The organism is Arthrobacter sp. YAF34, from assembly GCF_052113245.1.
Classification (GTDB): domain Bacteria; phylum Actinomycetota; class Actinomycetes; order Actinomycetales; family Micrococcaceae; genus Arthrobacter.
In genome coordinates this window covers 12,557-29,615 of sequence record NZ_JBFRCV010000017.1, presented here as the reverse complement: position 1 = coordinate 29,615, position 17,059 = coordinate 12,557, and the positions used below count along the sequence as shown (strand labels likewise).

Sequence of the window (17,059 nt, the reverse complement as noted above, 5' to 3'; positions counted from 1 at the left end):
TGTTTTCGTGATCATCGTTGCTCACGATGACCGGGGTTTCTTGTCGTTAGGTTGTGCTTGTCCGGCTGGCTAAGCGATCTGACGCTGGAGCTGGCCCAGGCGGCCGGCAACCGAAGCGTCTACCACTTCGTCACCTACCTGGATCCGGATGCCACCGATCAGTGCCGGGTCGACGTTCATGTTGATCTTGAGCTCGCGCCCGTAAAGGGCGTTAAGCCCCGTCTGCAGGCGGCTGGTCTGGATCTCCGTCAGCGGACGGGTGACGCTGACCGTTGCAATCCAGCGCTGCTGGCGCTTGGCGGCAAGCTCGGCGAAACGACGAACCAGTTTGGTGACCTTGAGTCCACGGGGGGCCGTGACGGCCTGACCGATCAGGACTTTCGCTTCCTCGCTCGCACCGGGTACGAGCTTCTCGGCGAGGGACACCTTGGCGGCCGGGCTGGCCTGCGGCTCGGACAGAGCACGCTGGACCTCGTGGCTGGACTCAACTGACTGGTTGAAGGCGAACAGATCGTTCTCCAGCGATTCCAGTCCGGTGAGCCCGGAGGCAGAGACGGCCGACTTGTTCTCGGCAACAGCGATGACCACCGAAGCGGCAAGGGTCTCGAGTGCATCGCCGATATCCCGTGCAGATGCCCAGCGTGAGCTGGCCAGTCCGCCCGCGATCTCCACAGCATCGGCGGACACTTTTCCGCCGAAGAGCTGCTTGACCAGCGCCGACTTTTCGTCACCGCTGCGGGACGGGTCAGTCAGGGCACGGCGCAAACCAGCCGAGCTGTCCACCGTTCCCAGGATTCCGAAGAGTTCCTTCGCCAACTGCAGCGACGCGGTGGGAAGCTTGGCCTCCAGTGCCGCCAGCGCAGCGGCCAGCGATTCGCTCGATACACCTGCCATTACTTAGCTACACCCGCGTTCTGGTTCTCCAGATCTGCCAGGAAGCGGTCCACCACGCGGGCCGACCGTGCATCGTCGCTCAGTGCCTCGCCGACGATGCGGCTCGCCAGCGTCGTGGCCAGCGTGCCGACCTCCGCGCGCAGCGACACAACGGCCGCCTGGCGCTCGGATTCGATCTGGGCGTGGGCCTGTGCGGTGATGCGGGCAGACTCGGCGCCTGCCTTCTCCTTCAGCTCTGCCAGGATCTGGGCACCTTCGGCGCGTGCTTCCTCACGGATGCGGTTGGCTTCAGTGCGCGCTTCCGTCAGCTGCTGCTTGTACTCTTCGAGTGCTGCGGAGGCCTCGGCCTGGGCCTTTTCGGCCTTGGCGATGCCACCCTCGATGGCCTCGGCCCGCTCAGCAAAAGTCTTCTCGAACATCGGGACAACGTACTTGACCACGATGTACATGAGGACAGCAAAGCCGGCGAAGACTACAAGCATCTCCCAAGGATTGGGAACGAGGGGGTTAGTACCGCCTTCGGTGGCGGCTGAGATGATCGTTTGATTCATATTTCACCCGTCCTTATCTACTCGGTTCTGGATGTTCGGTTGTTCTGTTTACTTGAGAACGAACGCGAAGACCAGGCCAAGGATGGCGAGGGCTTCAGTCAGCGCGAGGCCGAGGAATGCAATCGGCTGCAGGACGCGCTGGGCTTCCGGCTGACGTGCCACACCGTTGATGTAGGCGGCGAACACGAGACCCACACCGATACCACCGCCGATGGCGGAGAGGCCGTAGCCGATGAGGTTGAGGGAGCCGTTGATGGAGCCTTCCATTTTTCTTCCTTTCAAGATGCCACCCATGTGGCAGGTTGTTTGGGTTGCTTCATCCCCGTGAGGGGAAGACTATGTTGTGCCGTCTGGCGGTGTGCCTGCGAGCGTTGCGCCTGCTGGCCTTGCGCCTAGTGGCTGTCCGCGTGCAGCGCGCCTTCGATGTAAATCGCGGTCAGCAGCGTGAACACGTAGGCCTGCAGCACCATGATCAGGGCTTCGAGCATGTACATGGCGATGGCACCGGCAAGGACGAGTACGGACGCGCCCTTGAGGAGGACGTTCTCTTGCATCACGAGGAATTCGATGCCCGCACCGGAAATCATCACGATCAAGTGGCCGGCAAGCATGGTGGCGAACAGACGGAGGCTGTGCGTGACCGGGCGGACCAGGAAGTTGGAGATGATCTCGATCGGAACGACGATCGGAAGGATGTAGAACGGAACGCCGGAAGGAACGGTGGCCAGCTTGAAGTACCGGAGGCCGTTCTTCTTGATGCCGATGGCGATCCAGGTGACGTACACGATCAAGGCGAGCACGTAAGCGCCGCCGACATGCGAGAAGGTCGGGAGCTGGATCACGGGGATCGCGCCGTAGATGTTGTTCACGAGGATGAAGAAGAACAAGGTGAACAGCAGCGGGACGTACTTCATGAAGTCCCGGCCGCCGATGATGTCCTTGGCGATGCCGTTGCGGACGAAGCTATAGGCGGCCTCGCCTGCGAACTGCAGCTTGCCGGGGACGAGCTGCTGCTTCCGCGCAGCTAGCAGAAAGAATGTAGCGATAATGACAACCGACAGGATCACCAGCAGCATCTGCTTGGAAAATCCTTCGGCCGCACCCCAGGGGATGATAGCCGGCAGGTGAAGTTCTTCAATTCCAGGAGGCGTGAAGGTTCCTGAATCTTGGGCCGGGAGCGCAAGCGCGATCAACGCGTTTCCTCTCTGCAGTGTCCATCATTGGGCGTTGGGCGGGGACCGGCGACATTGCTGCCCGCCTCTCCCCCTGTGAAATTATTTGGCATTACTGTTCCTCGTCCTTGGACGGGCCACGTGCAGCATTGTCCCCATCAGCTAAAGTCCTGTTACTGGTGAGGCCGTGCATATGAGAAAGATAGAACCCTCCCGCAGCTCCAAGCAGAGCGCCTGCGAGCACAATCCAGCGGGTTCCCCACAGATTATCCAGTCCCCACCCTATCAAACTCCAGACGATGATTCCGCCAACAATGTAGCTGAAGACGGCGATGCCGGCGTTGTATCCGCCGTCGCTTCCATCTGCGGATACACCGGGGGCGCCGGCCGTAGTTTTCGGGGTTTGGGCAGCCGCGTTGTGAGGTCTAGCAGAGGGCTTGCGGCCACTTTTGCGGCTAAACATTGGTGCCGCCTTTTCGGGTGTCGGGATCGTTGTAAATCTGAAGCCTCGCCTTGCTGAAACCGTAGATCTCGGCTGCCTGCCAGACCACCACGGTCACGACGGCGCCGATCAGGAACCAGCGGCCGTGCAGCCAGGCCGGGGCCCCGATGACAAAAAGGACAACGGCAAAGCCCACAACCTTGACGAAATACGTCGCGACGAAGAGTCCGATTGCTCCGGAGGGGTTGTTGCGGCCAACGAAGTGGCCCACCGCGAGGCTGATGGCAAAGAACGCCATCACCAAGGCTCCCCCGAAGAGGGAGGACCAGAACCCCGCGGCACCGTTGAAGATCCAGGCGGCGACGCCGGTCAACAGGAGTGCGGCGGCGGCTGCGGCCGAGCTCATGGCCAGCAGCTTCAGCCACAACGATTTTGTGGGGCCGGAGACACCAACGGGTCCGGTGCCGGAGGTTGGTCCGGGTTCGGCGTTGGAGGTCATGAGATCCCAATCGTCGCGGTGCGGTGCTGGCCTTGAGTGCTGGTCAAGGCGTGCTGGTGAAGGCGGGCGGCGAAGTGCCGCCCCGCAATTCTACATTAGATAGAAATTATTCGGAAAAGCGCGTCCGGACGGCTCGGTCCGGCATGCCGGGCAGGCTAGTCCGGTGCGGCGGTGATCCGGTCCGGCCCGCGGTGGCGGAGGTACGGCCATGCGGTCACCACAGCCATGATTGCCGCGGCGGCCAGGTCGACGGCGAGGACGATGTGCCACGGGAAGATCGCGAACGCGAGCCCGCCGAAGGCAAGAATGCAGGTCCACAGGTACATCAGCACCACAGCGCTGCGGTGCGAGTAGCCAATGTCCAGCAGCTTGTGGTGCAGGTGCCCGCGGTCCGCGGACCATGGGGACCGGCCCAGCGCGGTCCGCCGCACAACGGCCAGGCACAGGTCCAAGAGCGGGAGGAACAGGACGGCGAACGGCAAGAGAATGGGGATGATGGTCGGGATGCCGCTCGCCCGGTCGTAGAGTCCGGAGGTGATCTGGCCCGTGGACACGACGCCGGCCGAGGCCATGATCAGTCCGATCAGCATGGCTCCGGAGTCACCCATGAAGATCTTCGAGGGGAACCAGTTGTGCGGCAGGAACCCGACGCAACTGCCAACCACAATGGCGGTCAGGAGGGTGGCCAGGTCTGAACGGTCCAGCAGGACGGCGGTCCGGTGGACCCAGTAGGCCGTGAGGAAGAACGCCGCTCCCCCGATGATCGCGACCCCCGCGGCGAGGCCGTCGAGGCCGTCGATGAAGTTGAACGCGTTCATGGTGGTCACGATCAGCCCGGCTGTCAGCACGATGCTCACGGCCTCATTTTGAATCACGAGCGGCTCGGGGATGAACGGGATGACCGTCATCCGCACTCCCCAGGTGGCCACGACCACTGCCGCGGCGCTTTGGCCGATCAGCTTGACCCACCAGCGCAGGTCCAGCAGATCGTCCGCGACGCCGACGAGCACAATGACACCGGCGCCGGCGAGGATGCCCCAGGCCGCCGTGTTGTTGCGGAAGATGTCCTGGACGAAGAAGGAATTGCTTGCCGTGACCAGGGCCACCATGACCCCGGCAAAGATGCCGAGCCCGCCAAGCCGGGAGACCGGCGTCGAATGCATGTCTCGGCTGCGGATAGGGGAATAGAGCTCCATCTTGTTGCCGACGAGCCGGGCACCCCAGGTGGCCGCGTAGGTCACGAGCGCTGCCGTCAGCATCATGAGCAGGTACATGATCATGGGAAGACCACCAGAGCTGGGCCAGCGGCACAATCACAGGCGCAGGCACTACACGGCAGCACCATCCGCAGCCCCGGGAGCACCGGTGACCTGCGGATATGGGGTGAATTGAATTGCCGTGGAACTGTCTTTCGAAAAATGAAACTTCTCCGTCGCCGTGCGCAGGGCAGGCAGTGCGTAGTGCCTGACAGGGCTGTATTACAGTGGACTCTAGTCAAGATACTAATGCCAACGGCCACCTGTCTTCGCGTCACACGGCCCTCCGCCGGCGGGAAAACCACTGACGGTCGTGCTGAAAGGACCCCGCGATGACCCCCTCGGTTGCAGTCGCTGCCGTGACGTTCGACCGTCCCAGGGAGCTGGCAGTCCTGTTGGACGCGATCAACAACCAGAGCTCTCCGGTGCGCTCCATCTGCCTCGTAGACAGCGGCACGGTACCCTCCAAAGACGTCGCCGCACGGCACGCCAACGTGGACTATGTCCGCTCCGAGGCGAACCTCGGCGGGGCCGGGGGTTTTTCGCTGGCGATCCTGAAAGCCGTTGCAAGTGGGGCGGACTGGATCTGGATGATGGATGACGACGCCGAGCCGGGCGATCCGGAATGCCTGGCCACACTGCTCCGCGAGGCCGAGGCCCGGGACCTGGAAGCCGTGGTTCCCCTCGTGGTGGCCCCGGGCCACCCGGACCGGCTGTCCTTTTTCTTCCGTCTCAACGGCAAGGTCACGCATGAGCGTGCGCAGGTGGAAAAGGTCGGGTTCCTGCCGGACGACGGACACTTCTTCAACGGCGCCCTGATCCGTTCCGATGTCTTCTTCAAAGTGGGCCTGCCGGACATGCGCTTGTTCATCCGGGGCGACGAGGTGGACTTCACGCTGCGGCTGCGCAAGGCCGGGATCCGTTTCGGCACGGTTACCACCGCGGCCATCACCCACCCGCACGCGTTCTCCGAAACCAAGCACGTTTTCGGCGCCCGGTGGCACGTGATCGTTCCCGACTCCGCTTTCAAGCGCTACTTCTATTACCGGAACCGCGGCTACATGATCCGCCGCCACTTCCGGGTCAAGTCCTTCGTTGCTGACGTGGGCGGCTACCTCGGCTACTTCCTGCGCAGCGGCGATGTGCGCGGGCTGGCCGACTGGTTCCGGGCGTTTTCCACCGGCCTTCGCGGCAAGGGCTTCGGCCCGCTGGAGGACCAGAAGTTCTGAGCGGTCCCGCCGGCTGGGCTAAGGCTCCCGGCGGAGCCGCCGGCGCAACAGCAGACCCAGCAGGACCCACGGCTCACAGAACACCCGGTACGCCACGCGTTGCGGGTGCAGCATGAGCCGCCAGGCCCACTCGAGCCCGAGCCGCCCGATCCAGCGCGGCGCCAGTTTCTGGACGCCGGCAATCTGTTCGATGGCGCCGCCCACGGCGCAGTAGACCGCTGGCGGGAGGCTGGCACGCCGGCGGGCCAGGACCTGTTCCTGCAGCGGCATGCCCAGGCCGAGGAGCACCAGCTGCGGGCGGAACCGGGACAGCCATTCGATGGCGGTTTCCTCAACGTCCACGTTCCAGCCTTCGCCCGGCATGCCCTCGACGCGGGCCCCCGGAACGATCTCCCGCAGCTTGGCCACGGCGCCGGCATTGGCGACGACGCCGGCACCGATCACGGCGATCCGTTCGAGACCGGCCACGTTGCCCAAGGCGGGAATCCAGTCCGTCGATCCCAAGCGGTAGTCCATCACCGCTCCGCGGCCGTTGTCCGCGTCGCCGGTCCTGGCCCAGAGCCACAGCACCGGCGCGCCGTCGATCAGCACCACGTCGCTGTTCTCATAGAACGACCGGAAGGCGGGATCGGAGTGCAGCAGCGTCACGCTGTGCAGGTTGTGCCCCACCACGAACCGTGTCCCGCCCTCTGCGACGTATCTGCTGAGGACGGCGGTCAGGCCGGTAACTGTCAGGGGCGTCGCCTCGACGTCGAGGAAGGGGACGAGTTGGCGCTCCAGCGTCATGCGGAGCCAGTTCCCGTCTCCGGCGCCGCGCCAGCCGACTCTGTGCCGGCAGGCTCAACGCTGGCAGGCTCCGCGCCGGCCGGCTCAGTGGCGGCCGGCTCAGCGCCGGCAGGTTCAGGAGCGTTGCCGTCGACGTCGATCAGGTCCGGAACCACGCCCCGCAGGCGATCGAGGCTGATGGCTCCCTGGCGGACCACGCGCAACGGCGACGCCGTGGCGTCGACGATGGTCGAGGCGAGGGCCTCCGCGCCTGTGGCAGGCCGCTGGCCGCCCTCAAGGTAGACTTCCACGGATTCGGCCAGCTGGGCCTCCGCCTCCGCGGCAGTCTGCGCCGCTGCGTGTCCGGTCCGGTTCGCGGAGGATACGGCGAGTGGTCCGGTCAGCGTCAGCAGGTCCTGGGCGATCTCGTCGGCCGGGATCCGCAGGGCCACGGTGCCCTTCGTCTCGCCGAGATCCCAGGCCAGTGACGGCTGGGCGTGCAGGATCAGGGTCAGGCCGCCGGGCCAGAACGCCTCGGCCAGCCGACGCGCCTCGGCCGGAACGTCAGTGGCGAGCCCGTCGAGGGCGTTCAGCCTGGGGATCAGCACGGGCGGCGGCATCTTCCGGCTGCGGCCCTTGGAGGCAAGCAGCAAGGTCACGGCCAGAGGTGAAAAGGCATCGGCGGCAATGCCGTAAACGGTGTCGGTGGGGAAGACCACACATTTGTTCTCGCGGATGGCCCGCTGGGCGTGTTCAAGTCCTGCGGCGCGCTGCTCAGCCGCCGCGCAATCGTAGCTAGTCGTCACTGGCCTATTCTTTCATCACTTGTCGCGCGGTCCTGACGGTGTCAGCACAGCACTGGTGGCGCGGTCCTTGCCGTTGAGGTCCCGGTGCGTCGTCACCTCGGAAAAGTTTCCGCTGCGCTTGAGCATCGCGGCGATCCATTCCGACTGGACTTCGGCGTGCTCCATCACGAAGTAGCCGCCGGGCACCAGCAGCCGGGCGGCCGAGGCGGCCGCCGCCGTCGGAAGTTCCATCCCATCCGCTCCCCCGCCGTACAGCGCCTCGGGCGGGTCGTGCAGGGCCACTTCGGGTTCGTTCGGGATGGCTTCGGCGGGAATGTACGGAGGGTTGGACACGACGACGTCGAAAGTGCCGTTGTGTTCGGCCAGCGCGTCGCGCAGATCACCGCGGATGAGGTGGACACCCAAGGGCAGCAGATTTTTTGCCGCCCAGGCATGCGCGAATTCGCTGTACTCCACTGCATGGACCTCCGCGCCGGGAACCTCGTGCGCGATCGACCCGGCGATCGCGCCGGACCCGGTGCCCAGATCCACGACTTTGGGGTGTGTCAGACCCCGCAGCCGGGCCTGGGCGGCAAGCCAGTCAATCACCAGCTGCACCACGGATTCGGTTTCGGGCCGCGGGATGAAGACGCCGGGTCCGACGGCAAGTTCGAGGTAGCGGAAATGCGCCACGCCCGTAATGTGCTGCAAGGGGATCCGCTGGGCGCGTTCGGCAACGAGGTCGGCATAGCCTTCCGGGGCCGGTGCATCCCCGAGCATCAGCGCGCGCAACCTGCCCAGGCCGACGCCGAGCAGGTGCTCGGCCAGAAGCTCGGCGTCGACGCGCGGACTGGGCACGCCGGCCGCGGCCAGGACCGCAGTCGCTTCACGGATGGCCTCGGCGAGGCTCGCTCTGCCTGCTGTCATCACGGACTGGCCCGCGCCTACTCGCCGATGGCGTCGAGCCTGGACTGCTCGTCCAGTTCGATGGCCGACTGGATAACCGGTTCCAGGTCGCCGTTCATGACCTGGTCCAGGTTGTAGGCCTTGTAACCGGTGCGGTGGTCCGCGATCCGGTTTTCCGGGTAGTTGTAGGTCCGGATGCGCTCGGAACGGTCCATCGTGCGGATCTGCGACTTGCGCTGCGCCGAGTTCTCGGCGTCGATGATCTCCTGCTGGTGGGCCAGGATGCGGGCGCGCAGCACGCGCATGCCGGCTTCCCGGTTCTGCAGCTGGGACTTCTCGTTCTGCATGGCCACCACGATGCCGGTCGGAAGGTGGGTGATGCGCACCGCCGAGTCGGTGGTGTTGACCGACTGCCCGCCGGGACCGGAGGACCGGTAGACGTCGATCTTGAGATCGTTCTGGTTAATCTCGAGTTCTTCAGGCTCGTCCACTTCGGGCAGCACCAGCACGCCCGCGGCCGAGGTGTGGATGCGGCCCTGGGATTCCGTCACGGGCACGCGCTGCACCCGGTGCACCCCGCCTTCGAACTTCAGCCGCGCGTACACGCCTTCGGCCGGGTCGTTCGAGTTGCCCTTGACGGCCATCTGGACGTCCTTGTAGCCGCCAAGGTCCGACTCGGTGGCGGAGATGATCTCGGTCTTCCAGCCGCGGGATTCCGCGTAGCGGCTGTACATCCGCAGCAGGTCGGCGGCGAACAGGGCAGCCTCGTCGCCGCCTTCGCCGCCCTTGACCTCCAGGATCACGTTGCGCGCATCGTCCGGGTCGCGCGGGATCAGCAGCCGGCGCAGTTTGGCCGAAGCCGTCTCCAGCGCAGCCTCCAGCTCGGGCACCTCCGCGGCGAACTCGGGGTCCTCGTCCGCCATTTCCTTGGCGGCCGCCAGGTCATCGCTGATGCCCTCCCAGCGGTGGTAAGCCTCCACAATGCCGTTCAGCTGAGCCGAGCGCCGCCCCAGTTTCCGGGCCAGCCGCTGGTCAGCATAGACAGCGGGATCCCCAAGCTGCGCCTGGATAGACTCGTGCTCATCCAACAGGCCCTGTACGGACTGCTCACGATCGCAGATCGTGAGCCACCCGGCGGGGGGGCGGGGCCGCCAATTTTCGAGCGGTTACGCGACGCTACTTGTCGTTATCGGACTTCGCACCAAGCGTCGTTTTCTGCACCTGCATGAGGAACTCGACGTTGCTCTGGGTCTCCCGGATCTTGTTGGTCAGCAGCTCAAGGCTCTGCTGCGTTTCGAGTCCGGAGAGGACGCGGCGCAGCTTCCACATGATCTTGACTTCCTCGGGAGAAAGCAGGTTCTCTTCGCGGCGGGTACCGGACGCGTTGACGTCCACCGCCGGGAAGATGCGCTTGTCTGCCAGCTGGCGGGACAGGCGCAGTTCCATGTTGCCGGTGCCCTTGAACTCTTCGAAGATGACCTCGTCCATCTTGGAGCCGGTCTCGACGAGCGCGGTGGCCAGGATGGTCAGCGAGCCGCCGTTTTCGATGTTGCGGGCTGCACCGAAGAAACGCTTCGGCGGGTACAGCGCCGCGGAGTCCACGCCACCGGACAGGATGCGGCCGGAGGCCGGGGCTGCCAGGTTGTAGGCGCGGCCCAGGCGGGTCATGGAATCCAGGAGCACCACAACGTCCATGCCCATTTCCACGAGGCGCTTGGCGCGTTCGATGGAAAGTTCGGCCACGGTGGTGTGGTCGTCGGCGGGACGGTCGAAGGTCGAAGCAATGACCTCGCCCTTGACGGTGCGCTGCATGTCCGTGACTTCTTCGGGCCGTTCGTCAACGAGCACCATCATGAGGTGGACCTCAGGATTGTTGGTGGTGATGGCGTTGGCAATGGACTGCAGGATCAGCGTCTTGCCAGCCTTCGGCGGCGAGACGATCAGGCCGCGCTGGCCCTTGCCGATCGGGGCCACGAGGTCGATCACACGCGGGCCGATCTTCTTCGGGTCCGTCTCGAGGCGCAGGCGCTCGGAGGGGTACAGCGGGACGAGCTTCGCGAATTCGACGCGGTCCTTGAGTTCCTCGGGGGTCTTGCCGTTGACCGAGGTGACACGGACCAGGGCGTTGAACTTCTGGCGGGCGGACTGCTGGCTGCGGTCCTCGCCTTCGCGCGGCGCCCGGATAGCGCCGACGACGGCGTCGCCCTTGCGCAGGTTGTACTTCTTGACCTGGGCGAGTGAGACGTAGACGTCGTTCGGGCCCGGCAGGTAGCCCGAGGTGCGGATGAACGCGTAGTTCTCGAGCACGTCGAGGATACCGGCGACCGGCAGGAGGACGTCGTCCTCGGTGACCTCGACGTCGTCGACGTCCGGTCCCTGCTGACGTCCGCGACGGCGGTCGTTGCGGTCGCGGAAGCGGTCGTTGCGCGAGGAGTTGTCCCGGCTGTCCTGCTGGCCCTGACGGTCTCCGCGGTCGTTGCGGTCACGACGGTTGCGTCGGTTCCGGCGGCTTCCGCCGTCAGAATCGTCACTGTCGCGGGTGTTATCGCGGGTGTTGTCGCGGGCGCTATCGCGGGTGTTCTCGCGGCTGCCGGCGGTTTCGTCGCGGCCGCCGCGGCCGCGGGTGTTGTCGCGGCGCTGGCCGTCTTCGCTGCCCTGCTCGCGCTGTTCACGCTGTTCGGTGCGCTGTTCACGCTGTTCGGTGCGGGTTTCAGTGCGCTGCTCGGCTGCGGGCTGTTCGGCCTGGGCCTCGCCGGCGTTCTGGCCAGCGGTCTCGGCGGACTGAGCTGCGGCTTCGCCGCGGCGGCGGTTGCGGGTGCGCGGCTGCCGGGTGCGGTCGCTGCTTTCCGTTCCGGACACGGCGCCCGATTCCGGGGTTCCGGCTTCAGCAGCAACGGGAGCCTCAACCGGGGCTGCGGCGGGTGCCTCTGCGGCGGTGGTGACGACGCCGTCGCTGCCTGCGCGGCGGCTGCGGCCACGGCGGGCGCGGGGGCTTTCCTGGGCCGTGTTTTCCCTGGCCAGGGACTCGTCGCCGGCGGCCGGCGCGGCTGCAGCAGCCGGGGCCGCCGCGTGGGCAACGGCGCCGTTGTCGCTCGCCTTGTCAGCAGCGCGGGCCGGAGCCTTGCTTACTGGCGTGCCTGCACGGTGGGCGGAAATGGCCGTGACCAGATCGCCCTTGCGCATGCGGGAACCGCCGGAAATGCCCAACTGGCTGGCGAGGGCCTGGAGTTGGGCGAGCTTGAGGCCTGCAAGGCCGCTGCTCTTGGCGGGCGCTGCCGATGATCCGGCAGCAGAAGATGTATCCACAGCCGGAGACAGCTCAGTGGTTTCGGTCACGAAGGATCCTTCCCCCTCGACGGCGTCCAGGCTAAGAGCTGGACGCGGTGATTTGATCTGGGCTGCAGTTCAGATCCGCAGCCGTGATTTCGGCCTTGCCGGATGGAATTTCGGCCAGCAGGGCCGGATACTGCTTCACCATGCACGATCCGAGAAATGAGGAACGGCGGGCTGACGCTTCAGGGGGCAGAGCAATTCTGCTGATTCCTGCGGCAGACCGAAAGCAGGTGGCACCGGAAAATATAGCGCAGTGAAAGATGAGAGAGCCTACGTGGCCAACATCGCGGTCTTAGAACGGGTCTTAGAACAGTTGCGTATTTACCGCCGGTGCACTTCCACTTTAGCACCTTCGACGTCCACGGCCAGCTTCATCACGCGCCAGCCCACTTCGGGCGTGTTGTCCGCGGTGTGGGCGCCAATGAAGTCCACGACCTCGCGGGCCTCGGTTTCCCCGTTGGCCAGGACCAGCACGGTGGGTCCGGCGCCGGAGACGACGGCGGCGTGGCCCTTCCGCCGCAGCGCGGCGATCAGCTCGGCGCTCGGCCGCATCGCCTGGGCGCGGTAGCTCTGGTGCAGGTAGTCTTCCGTGCCCGGCAGCAGGAATTCCGGGTTGCTGGTCAGCGCGTGGATCAACAATGCGGCGCGGCCGGAGTTCATCGCCGCCGCATGGTGGCCCACCGATGCCGGCAGCAGTGCCCGTGCGGCCTCCGTGGAGAGCTCGTAGTCCGGAACCGCGACGACGGGAATGACCGTGGCAGCCACGGTTGCGCAGGTGCTGCTGTACTGGTCACTGTCCTGCCATGACAGCGCCAGTCCGCCGAAAATGGCGGGTGCGACGTTGTCCGGGTGGCCCTCCATTTCGCTCGTGAGCTGCAGGATCCAGTCCCGGCCACGGCGGGACTCCGCCGGAACCAGCGCATTCGCGGCGCTGACGGCGGCCACCACGGCCGAGGCCGAGGAGCCCAGGCCGCGACCGTGCGGGTTGACGTTGTCCGCCGTGATCCGCAGGCCTTCGTGCCGGAAGCCGAGGCGGTGCAGCGCCTCGGTGAGGGCCTTGACCACAAGGTGGGTTGCGTCGCGGGGCAGCGACTCGGCGCCCTCGCCACTGAGCTCGAATTCAAGTTCGCCGCTGGCCAGCGTTTCCACGGTGAGCGTGTCATGCAGTGTGAGGGCCAGTCCGAGGCTGTCGTAGCCGGGGCCCAGGTTGGCGCTGGTGGCCGGCACCCGCACGGTAACCAACTGGCCTGCCGGAACGGCCGGGGAACCGGCAGCTGATTCGGCCGGGACGGTGAGGGTGGTTTCCAACGTTATTTTTCTTCCAGTCCCAGTGCTGCGGCGACGGTGACGACGTCGTTGGAGACCTTGACCGGCTGCACGTCGCTGCCGTCCTCGGTGCGCAGCGCCCATTGCGGGTCCTTGAGGCCGTGACCCGTCACCGTGATCACGATCGTTTTGCCGGCCGGCACTTCCCCGGCGGAGTGCTTCTTGATCAGTCCGGCGACGCCGGCAGCGGAGCCGGGCTCCACGAAGACGCCCTCCCGGGCGGAGAGCCAGCGGTGCGCGGACAGGATTTCCTCGTCCGTGACGGCCTCAATCACGCCGCCGGATTCGTCCCGGGCGGCCACGGCAGTGTCCCAGGAGGCGGGGTTGCCGATCCGGATGGCCGTGGCGATGGTGTCGGGTTCGGTGATGGGGTGGCCCGCGACGAACGGGGCCGCTCCCGCGGCCTGGAAGCCCCACATGACCGGGGTCTTCGTGGCGACGGCGGGCAGCGACCCGGCGGTGGGAGATTCAAACGCCCCCGCGTACTCCTTGTAGCCCTTCCAGTAGGCGCTGATGTTGCCGGCGTTGCCCACGGGAAGGACGTGGAAGTCAGGGGCGTCGCCCAGGGAATCCACCACTTCGAAGGCGCCGGTCTTCTGGCCCTCGATCCGGGCCGGGTTGACGGAGTTGACCAGGAACACCGGGTAGGACTCGCCGAGCTTGCGGGCGATGTCGAGGCAGTCATCGAAGTTGCCGTCGACCTGCAGCAGCGTCGCACCGTGCGCGATTGCCTGGCTGAGCTTGCCCATGGAGATCTTGCCCTCCGGGACGAGCACGGCGCACTGCAGCCCGGCCGCGGTGGCGTACGCCGCGGCGGACGCCGAGGTGTTGCCGGTGGACGCGCAGACCACGGCCTTGGCGCCGGCGGCCACCGCGGCTGTCATGGCCATGGTCATGCCCCGGTCCTTGAAGGACCCGGTCGGGTTCATGCCCTCGACCTTGAGGTAGACGGTGCTGCCGGTCAGCTCGGAGAGGTGGCGGGCGTGCACGAGTGGCGTTCCGCCCTCCCCCAGGGTGATGACCTTAGTGGCTTCCGTGACAGGAAGACGATCGGCGTATTCGCGGATGACACCGCGCCATTGGTGAGCCACTTAGACCCCTTCTACCCGCAGTACGGATGTGACGGAATTGATGACGTCCAGGGCCTTCACGGCCTCGACGGTTGCTGCAAGGGCCGACTCGCGGGCCCGGTGCGTCACGATCCGCAGTTCGGCCGACTCCACGTTGGAGTCGGCGTCGCGGTGGATGGTCTGCCGCATGATTTCGATGGACACGCCGTGCTCCGCGAAGAGCTGGGCGATCCGGGCCAGGACGCCGGGCTGGTCCGCGACGTCGAGTCCGATGTAGTAGCTCGTGACGGCTGCGGAGATGGGCAGCGCGGGCACGTGCCCCGTGGTGGTTTCGGTCCGGCCAGGACCACCCAGGACAATGCGCCGGGCCGCGGAGACGAGGTCACCCAGCACGGCGGACGCCGTAGGGGTGCCGCCGGCACCCTGGCCGTAGAACATCAGTTCACCGGCGTTCTCCGCTTCGATGAAGACGGCGTTGAACGCACCGCGGACGGCGGCGAGGGGGTGTTCGCGGGGCAGCAGGGTGGGATGGACGCGGACCGAGACGCCGGTTTTGCCGTTCTCGTCAACCAGTTTCTCGGCAATGGCCAGCAGCTTGATGACAAAGCCGGCTTCCTTGGCCGCTGCAATGTCCGCCGCGGTGACCGAAGTGATGCCCTCGCACGAGACGTCTTCCAGGGCGAACCGGGTGTGGAAGGACAGCGACGCAAGGATCGCGGCCTTGGCGGCGGCGTCGTAGCCTTCCACGTCGGCCGTGGGATCGGCTTCCGCGTAGCCCAGCCGCTGCGCCTCGGCCAGGGCGTCGGCGAACTGCGCGCCCGTGGAGTCCATCTGGTCGAGGATGAAGTTGGTGGTGCCGTTGACGATCCCGAGCACCCGGGTGATCCGGTCGCCGGAGAGGCTGTCGCGGATGGGCCGCAGGATGGGGATGGCGCCGGCGACGGCGGCCTCGTAGGACAGCTGCACCCCGGCCTTGTCCGCTTCCTCGTACAGCGTGGGACCGTCCTGGGCCAGGAGCGCCTTGTTGCCGGTGACGACGCAGGCCCCGTTGCGCATGGCCGTGAGGATCAGGGTGCGGGCAGGCTCGATGCCGCCCATGAGCTCGATCACGACGTCGGCGTCCTTGACCAGGGTCTCGGCATCCGCGGTGAACAGTTCCTGCGGCAGCTCGACGTCGCGCTCGGCGTCGACGTTGCGCACCGCGATGCCCGTCAGTTCGAGCCGGGCGCCCGTGCGGGCGGCGAGGGCGCCGGCGTCGTCAATGAGAATCCGCGCAACCTGGGCCCCAACGTTGCCACAGCCCAGCAGGGCCACTTTCAGGGTTCGCAATTCGGTCATTCAGACTCCCATGTCGCGGTTGAGCAAATCTTCTTCGGTTTCCCCGCGGACAATGAGCCGGGCAGATCCATCGCGGACAGCGACAACGCCCGGCCGGGCCAGATAGTTGTAGTTGCTAGACAGGGCCCAGCAGTAGGCGCCGGTCCCCGGTACAGCAAGCAGATCACCGGCTGCCACGTCCTTGGGCAGATATACATCTCTAACAACTATGTCGCCGCTCTCGCAATGTTTGCCCACTACGCGGGACAGCTGCGGAGCGGCGTCCGAGGCCCGCGACGCCAGAATTGCCGAATAATCCGCGTCGTACAGCACCGGCCGGGGGTTGTCGCTCATCCCGCCGTCCACCGACACATACCGGCGCGGGTACGTAACGTCGCCGCCGGCAGCCTCGCCGGACCCGGGGGCATCCGGGGCCGCTGCACCCGGGGAATCCACCCGGACGGTCTTGAGGGTGCCGACCTCGTACAGCGTGAAGGTTGTGCTTCCGACGATCGCCCGGCCCGGTTCGATTGAGATCCGGGGGGCGGAAATGCCCAGCGCTGCGCACTTGGCACGGACGACGGCGGCCATCGCCTGCGCGATCTCGGCGGCCGGGCGCGGGGTGTCAACGGGGGTGTAGGCGATGCCGTAGCCGCCCCCGAGGTCCAGCTCGGGCAGCACGATGGAGTACTTTGCCTGCATCGCGGCCAGGAAGTCCAGGAGCTTTTCCGCGGCGAGGGCGAACCCGTCCGGCTCGAAGATCTGGGAGCCGATGTGGCAGTGCAAGCCCAGCAGTTCGATGCTCTCGTGCCGGATCGCCGCGGCCACGGCTTCCTCTGCGGCGGAAAGCCCGGCCTGGTCCGTCGAGTCCCCGGCCATGGAGAGGCCGAATTTCTGGTCCTCGTGGGCGGTGGCGATGAATTCGTGGGTGTGGGCGTGCACTCCCGGGGTCAGCCGGAGCATGACCCTGGCGGTGGCGCCCCGGTTGGCGGCGATCGCCGCGACCCGGTCGAGTTCGTCGAGGCTGTCCACCACGATCCGGCCCAGTTGCATGTCGAGCGCCCGGTGGATCTCGCCGTCGGACTTGTTGTTGCCGTGCAGCGCGACGTCGGCGCCCGGGATTCCGGCGAGGGCGGCGACGGCGAGTTCGCCGCCGGACGCGGTGTCCAGGCGCAGCCCCTCTTCCTCGACCCAGCGGACCACGGACGTGCACAGGAAGGACTTGCCGGCGTAGTAGACGTCCACTCCCCCGCAGATATCGGCGAAGGCATCGTTGAACGCGTCGCTGAAGGCCCGGGCCCGGGCCCGGAAGTCGGTCTCGCTCAGCACGAACAGCGGTGTGCCGTACTCGCGTTGCAGCTCGCTGACCGTCAGCCCCTCGATGGTGAGCTCGCCTGCATCGTTCCGTTCGACACCGGCCGCCCACAGCGGCTCGTGGAGGGCGTTGAGGTCTGCGGGTACCTGGAGCCAATCGGGCGCGAGCGGGGACTTTCCTGATGCTTCAGTCATGGCAG

At 66.3% G+C, this 17,059-nt stretch carries 16 protein-coding genes; 1 reads left to right on the top strand and 15 read right to left on the bottom strand.

Annotated features, from left to right (window positions below; translation table 11 throughout):
• Nucleotides 1-69: 69 nt before the first annotated feature.
• From AB4Y72_RS17965 to AB4Y72_RS17940, 6 genes are all read right to left on the bottom strand, one after another.
• On the bottom strand, nt 70-894 hold the full coding sequence (locus AB4Y72_RS17965) for a F0F1 ATP synthase subunit delta (RefSeq protein ID WP_441427499.1): 825 nt from the start codon (nt 892-894) through the stop codon (nt 70-72).
• Nucleotides 894-1,445 (bottom strand): F0F1 ATP synthase subunit B, encoded by a 552-nt coding sequence (locus AB4Y72_RS17960; protein ID WP_441427498.1) that lies wholly within the window; start codon nt 1,443-1,445, stop codon nt 894-896. The genes AB4Y72_RS17965 and AB4Y72_RS17960 overlap by 1 nt, the downstream gene beginning before the upstream one ends.
• Nucleotides 1,446-1,493: 48 nt before the next feature.
• On the bottom strand, nt 1,494-1,712 hold the full coding sequence (atpE, locus tag AB4Y72_RS17955; protein ID WP_003804776.1) for an ATP synthase F0 subunit C: 219 nt from the start codon (nt 1,710-1,712) through the stop codon (nt 1,494-1,496).
• Between the two features lie 125 nt (nt 1,713-1,837).
• Complete coding sequence (atpB, locus tag AB4Y72_RS17950) at nt 1,838-2,638, bottom strand: F0F1 ATP synthase subunit A (protein ID WP_441427497.1); 801 nt, start codon at nt 2,636-2,638, stop codon at nt 1,838-1,840.
• 434 nt (nt 2,639-3,072) lie between these two features.
• Nucleotides 3,073-3,558: a hypothetical protein gene (locus AB4Y72_RS17945; RefSeq protein ID WP_441427496.1), complete on the bottom strand. Its 486-nt coding sequence runs from the start codon at nt 3,556-3,558 to the stop codon at nt 3,073-3,075.
• Nucleotides 3,559-3,713: 155 nt separating this feature from the next.
• Nucleotides 3,714-4,838, bottom strand: a complete 1,125-nt coding sequence (locus AB4Y72_RS17940) for an MraY family glycosyltransferase (RefSeq protein ID WP_441427495.1) — start codon at nt 4,836-4,838, stop codon at nt 3,714-3,716.
• A gap of 308 nt (nt 4,839-5,146) precedes the next feature.
• Here AB4Y72_RS17940 and AB4Y72_RS17935 point away from each other — a divergent pair, with 308 nt between their 5' ends.
• Nucleotides 5,147-6,043, top strand: a complete 897-nt coding sequence (locus AB4Y72_RS17935; protein WP_441427494.1) for a glycosyltransferase — start codon at nt 5,147-5,149, stop codon at nt 6,041-6,043.
• Between the two features lie 18 nt (nt 6,044-6,061).
• Here the strand turns inward: AB4Y72_RS17935 and AB4Y72_RS17930 are convergent, their stop codons facing one another.
• The 9 genes from AB4Y72_RS17930 to lysA all read right to left on the bottom strand — a co-directional run bounded on the left by AB4Y72_RS17930 (nt 6,062) and on the right by lysA (nt 17,054).
• The gene (locus AB4Y72_RS17930) at nt 6,062-6,829 is read right to left on the bottom strand and encodes a WecB/TagA/CpsF family glycosyltransferase (protein WP_441427493.1); all 768 of its coding nucleotides are present in this window, start codon (nt 6,827-6,829) and stop codon (nt 6,062-6,064) included.
• Nucleotides 6,826-7,614 (bottom strand): L-threonylcarbamoyladenylate synthase, encoded by a 789-nt coding sequence (locus AB4Y72_RS17925; RefSeq protein ID WP_441427492.1) that lies wholly within the window; start codon nt 7,612-7,614, stop codon nt 6,826-6,828. Before AB4Y72_RS17925 ends, AB4Y72_RS17930 begins: the two co-directional genes overlap by 4 nt.
• Before the next feature lie 15 nt (nt 7,615-7,629).
• Nucleotides 7,630-8,520, bottom strand: coding sequence for a peptide chain release factor N(5)-glutamine methyltransferase (gene prmC / locus AB4Y72_RS17920; RefSeq protein WP_441427491.1), 891 nt, complete (start codon nt 8,518-8,520; stop codon nt 7,630-7,632).
• 17 nt (nt 8,521-8,537) lie between these two features.
• Nucleotides 8,538-9,620: a peptide chain release factor 1 gene (gene prfA / locus AB4Y72_RS17915; RefSeq protein ID WP_441427531.1), complete on the bottom strand. Its 1,083-nt coding sequence runs from the start codon at nt 9,618-9,620 to the stop codon at nt 8,538-8,540.
• A gap of 55 nt (nt 9,621-9,675) precedes the next feature.
• Nucleotides 9,676-11,835 carry a transcription termination factor Rho gene (gene rho, locus AB4Y72_RS17910; protein ID WP_441427490.1) on the bottom strand — a complete coding sequence of 720 codons (2,160 nt, stop codon included), beginning with the start codon at nt 11,833-11,835 and terminating at the stop codon, nt 9,676-9,678.
• Nucleotides 11,836-12,153: 318 nt separating this feature from the next.
• Nucleotides 12,154-13,140 (bottom strand): homoserine kinase, encoded by a 987-nt coding sequence (thrB, locus tag AB4Y72_RS17905; protein WP_441427489.1) that lies wholly within the window; start codon nt 13,138-13,140, stop codon nt 12,154-12,156.
• 2 nt (nt 13,141-13,142) lie between these two features.
• The gene (gene thrC / locus AB4Y72_RS17900; protein WP_441427488.1) at nt 13,143-14,249 is read right to left on the bottom strand and encodes a threonine synthase; all 1,107 of its coding nucleotides are present in this window, start codon (nt 14,247-14,249) and stop codon (nt 13,143-13,145) included.
• Nucleotides 14,250-15,566, bottom strand: a complete 1,317-nt coding sequence (locus AB4Y72_RS17895; protein WP_441427487.1) for a homoserine dehydrogenase — start codon at nt 15,564-15,566, stop codon at nt 14,250-14,252. It abuts the gene before it with no gap.
• Complete coding sequence (gene lysA / locus AB4Y72_RS17890) at nt 15,567-17,054, bottom strand: diaminopimelate decarboxylase (RefSeq protein WP_441427486.1); 1,488 nt, start codon at nt 17,052-17,054, stop codon at nt 15,567-15,569. It lies immediately after the preceding gene.
• Nucleotides 17,055-17,059: the final 5 nt, after the last annotated feature.

Bases quoted from the DNA above. Each gene is read 5' to 3' on its own strand.
- AB4Y72_RS17960 (WP_441427498.1), bottom strand. From the start codon at position 1,445: ATGAATCAAACGATCATCTCAGCCGCCACCGAAGGCGGTACTAACCCC.
- AB4Y72_RS17940 (WP_441427495.1), bottom strand. From the start codon at position 4,838: ATGATCATGTACCTGCTCATGATGCTGACGGCAGCGCTCGTGACCTAC.
- atpE (WP_003804776.1), bottom strand. From the start codon at position 1,712: ATGGAAGGCTCCATCAACGGCTCCCTCAACCTCATCGGCTACGGCCTC.
- prmC (WP_441427491.1), bottom strand. From the start codon at position 8,520: ATGACAGCAGGCAGAGCGAGCCTCGCCGAGGCCATCCGTGAAGCGACT.
- lysA (WP_441427486.1), bottom strand. From the start codon at position 17,054: ATGACTGAAGCATCAGGAAAGTCCCCGCTCGCGCCCGATTGGCTCCAG.
- AB4Y72_RS17945 (WP_441427496.1), bottom strand. From the start codon at position 3,558: ATGACCTCCAACGCCGAACCCGGACCAACCTCCGGCACCGGACCCGTT.
- AB4Y72_RS17935 (WP_441427494.1), top strand. From the start codon at position 5,147: ATGACCCCCTCGGTTGCAGTCGCTGCCGTGACGTTCGACCGTCCCAGG.
- AB4Y72_RS17895 (WP_441427487.1), bottom strand. From the start codon at position 15,566: ATGACCGAATTGCGAACCCTGAAAGTGGCCCTGCTGGGCTGTGGCAAC.
- AB4Y72_RS17930 (WP_441427493.1), bottom strand. From the start codon at position 6,829: ATGACGCTGGAGCGCCAACTCGTCCCCTTCCTCGACGTCGAGGCGACG.
- AB4Y72_RS17965 (WP_441427499.1), bottom strand. From the start codon at position 894: ATGGCAGGTGTATCGAGCGAATCGCTGGCCGCTGCGCTGGCGGCACTG.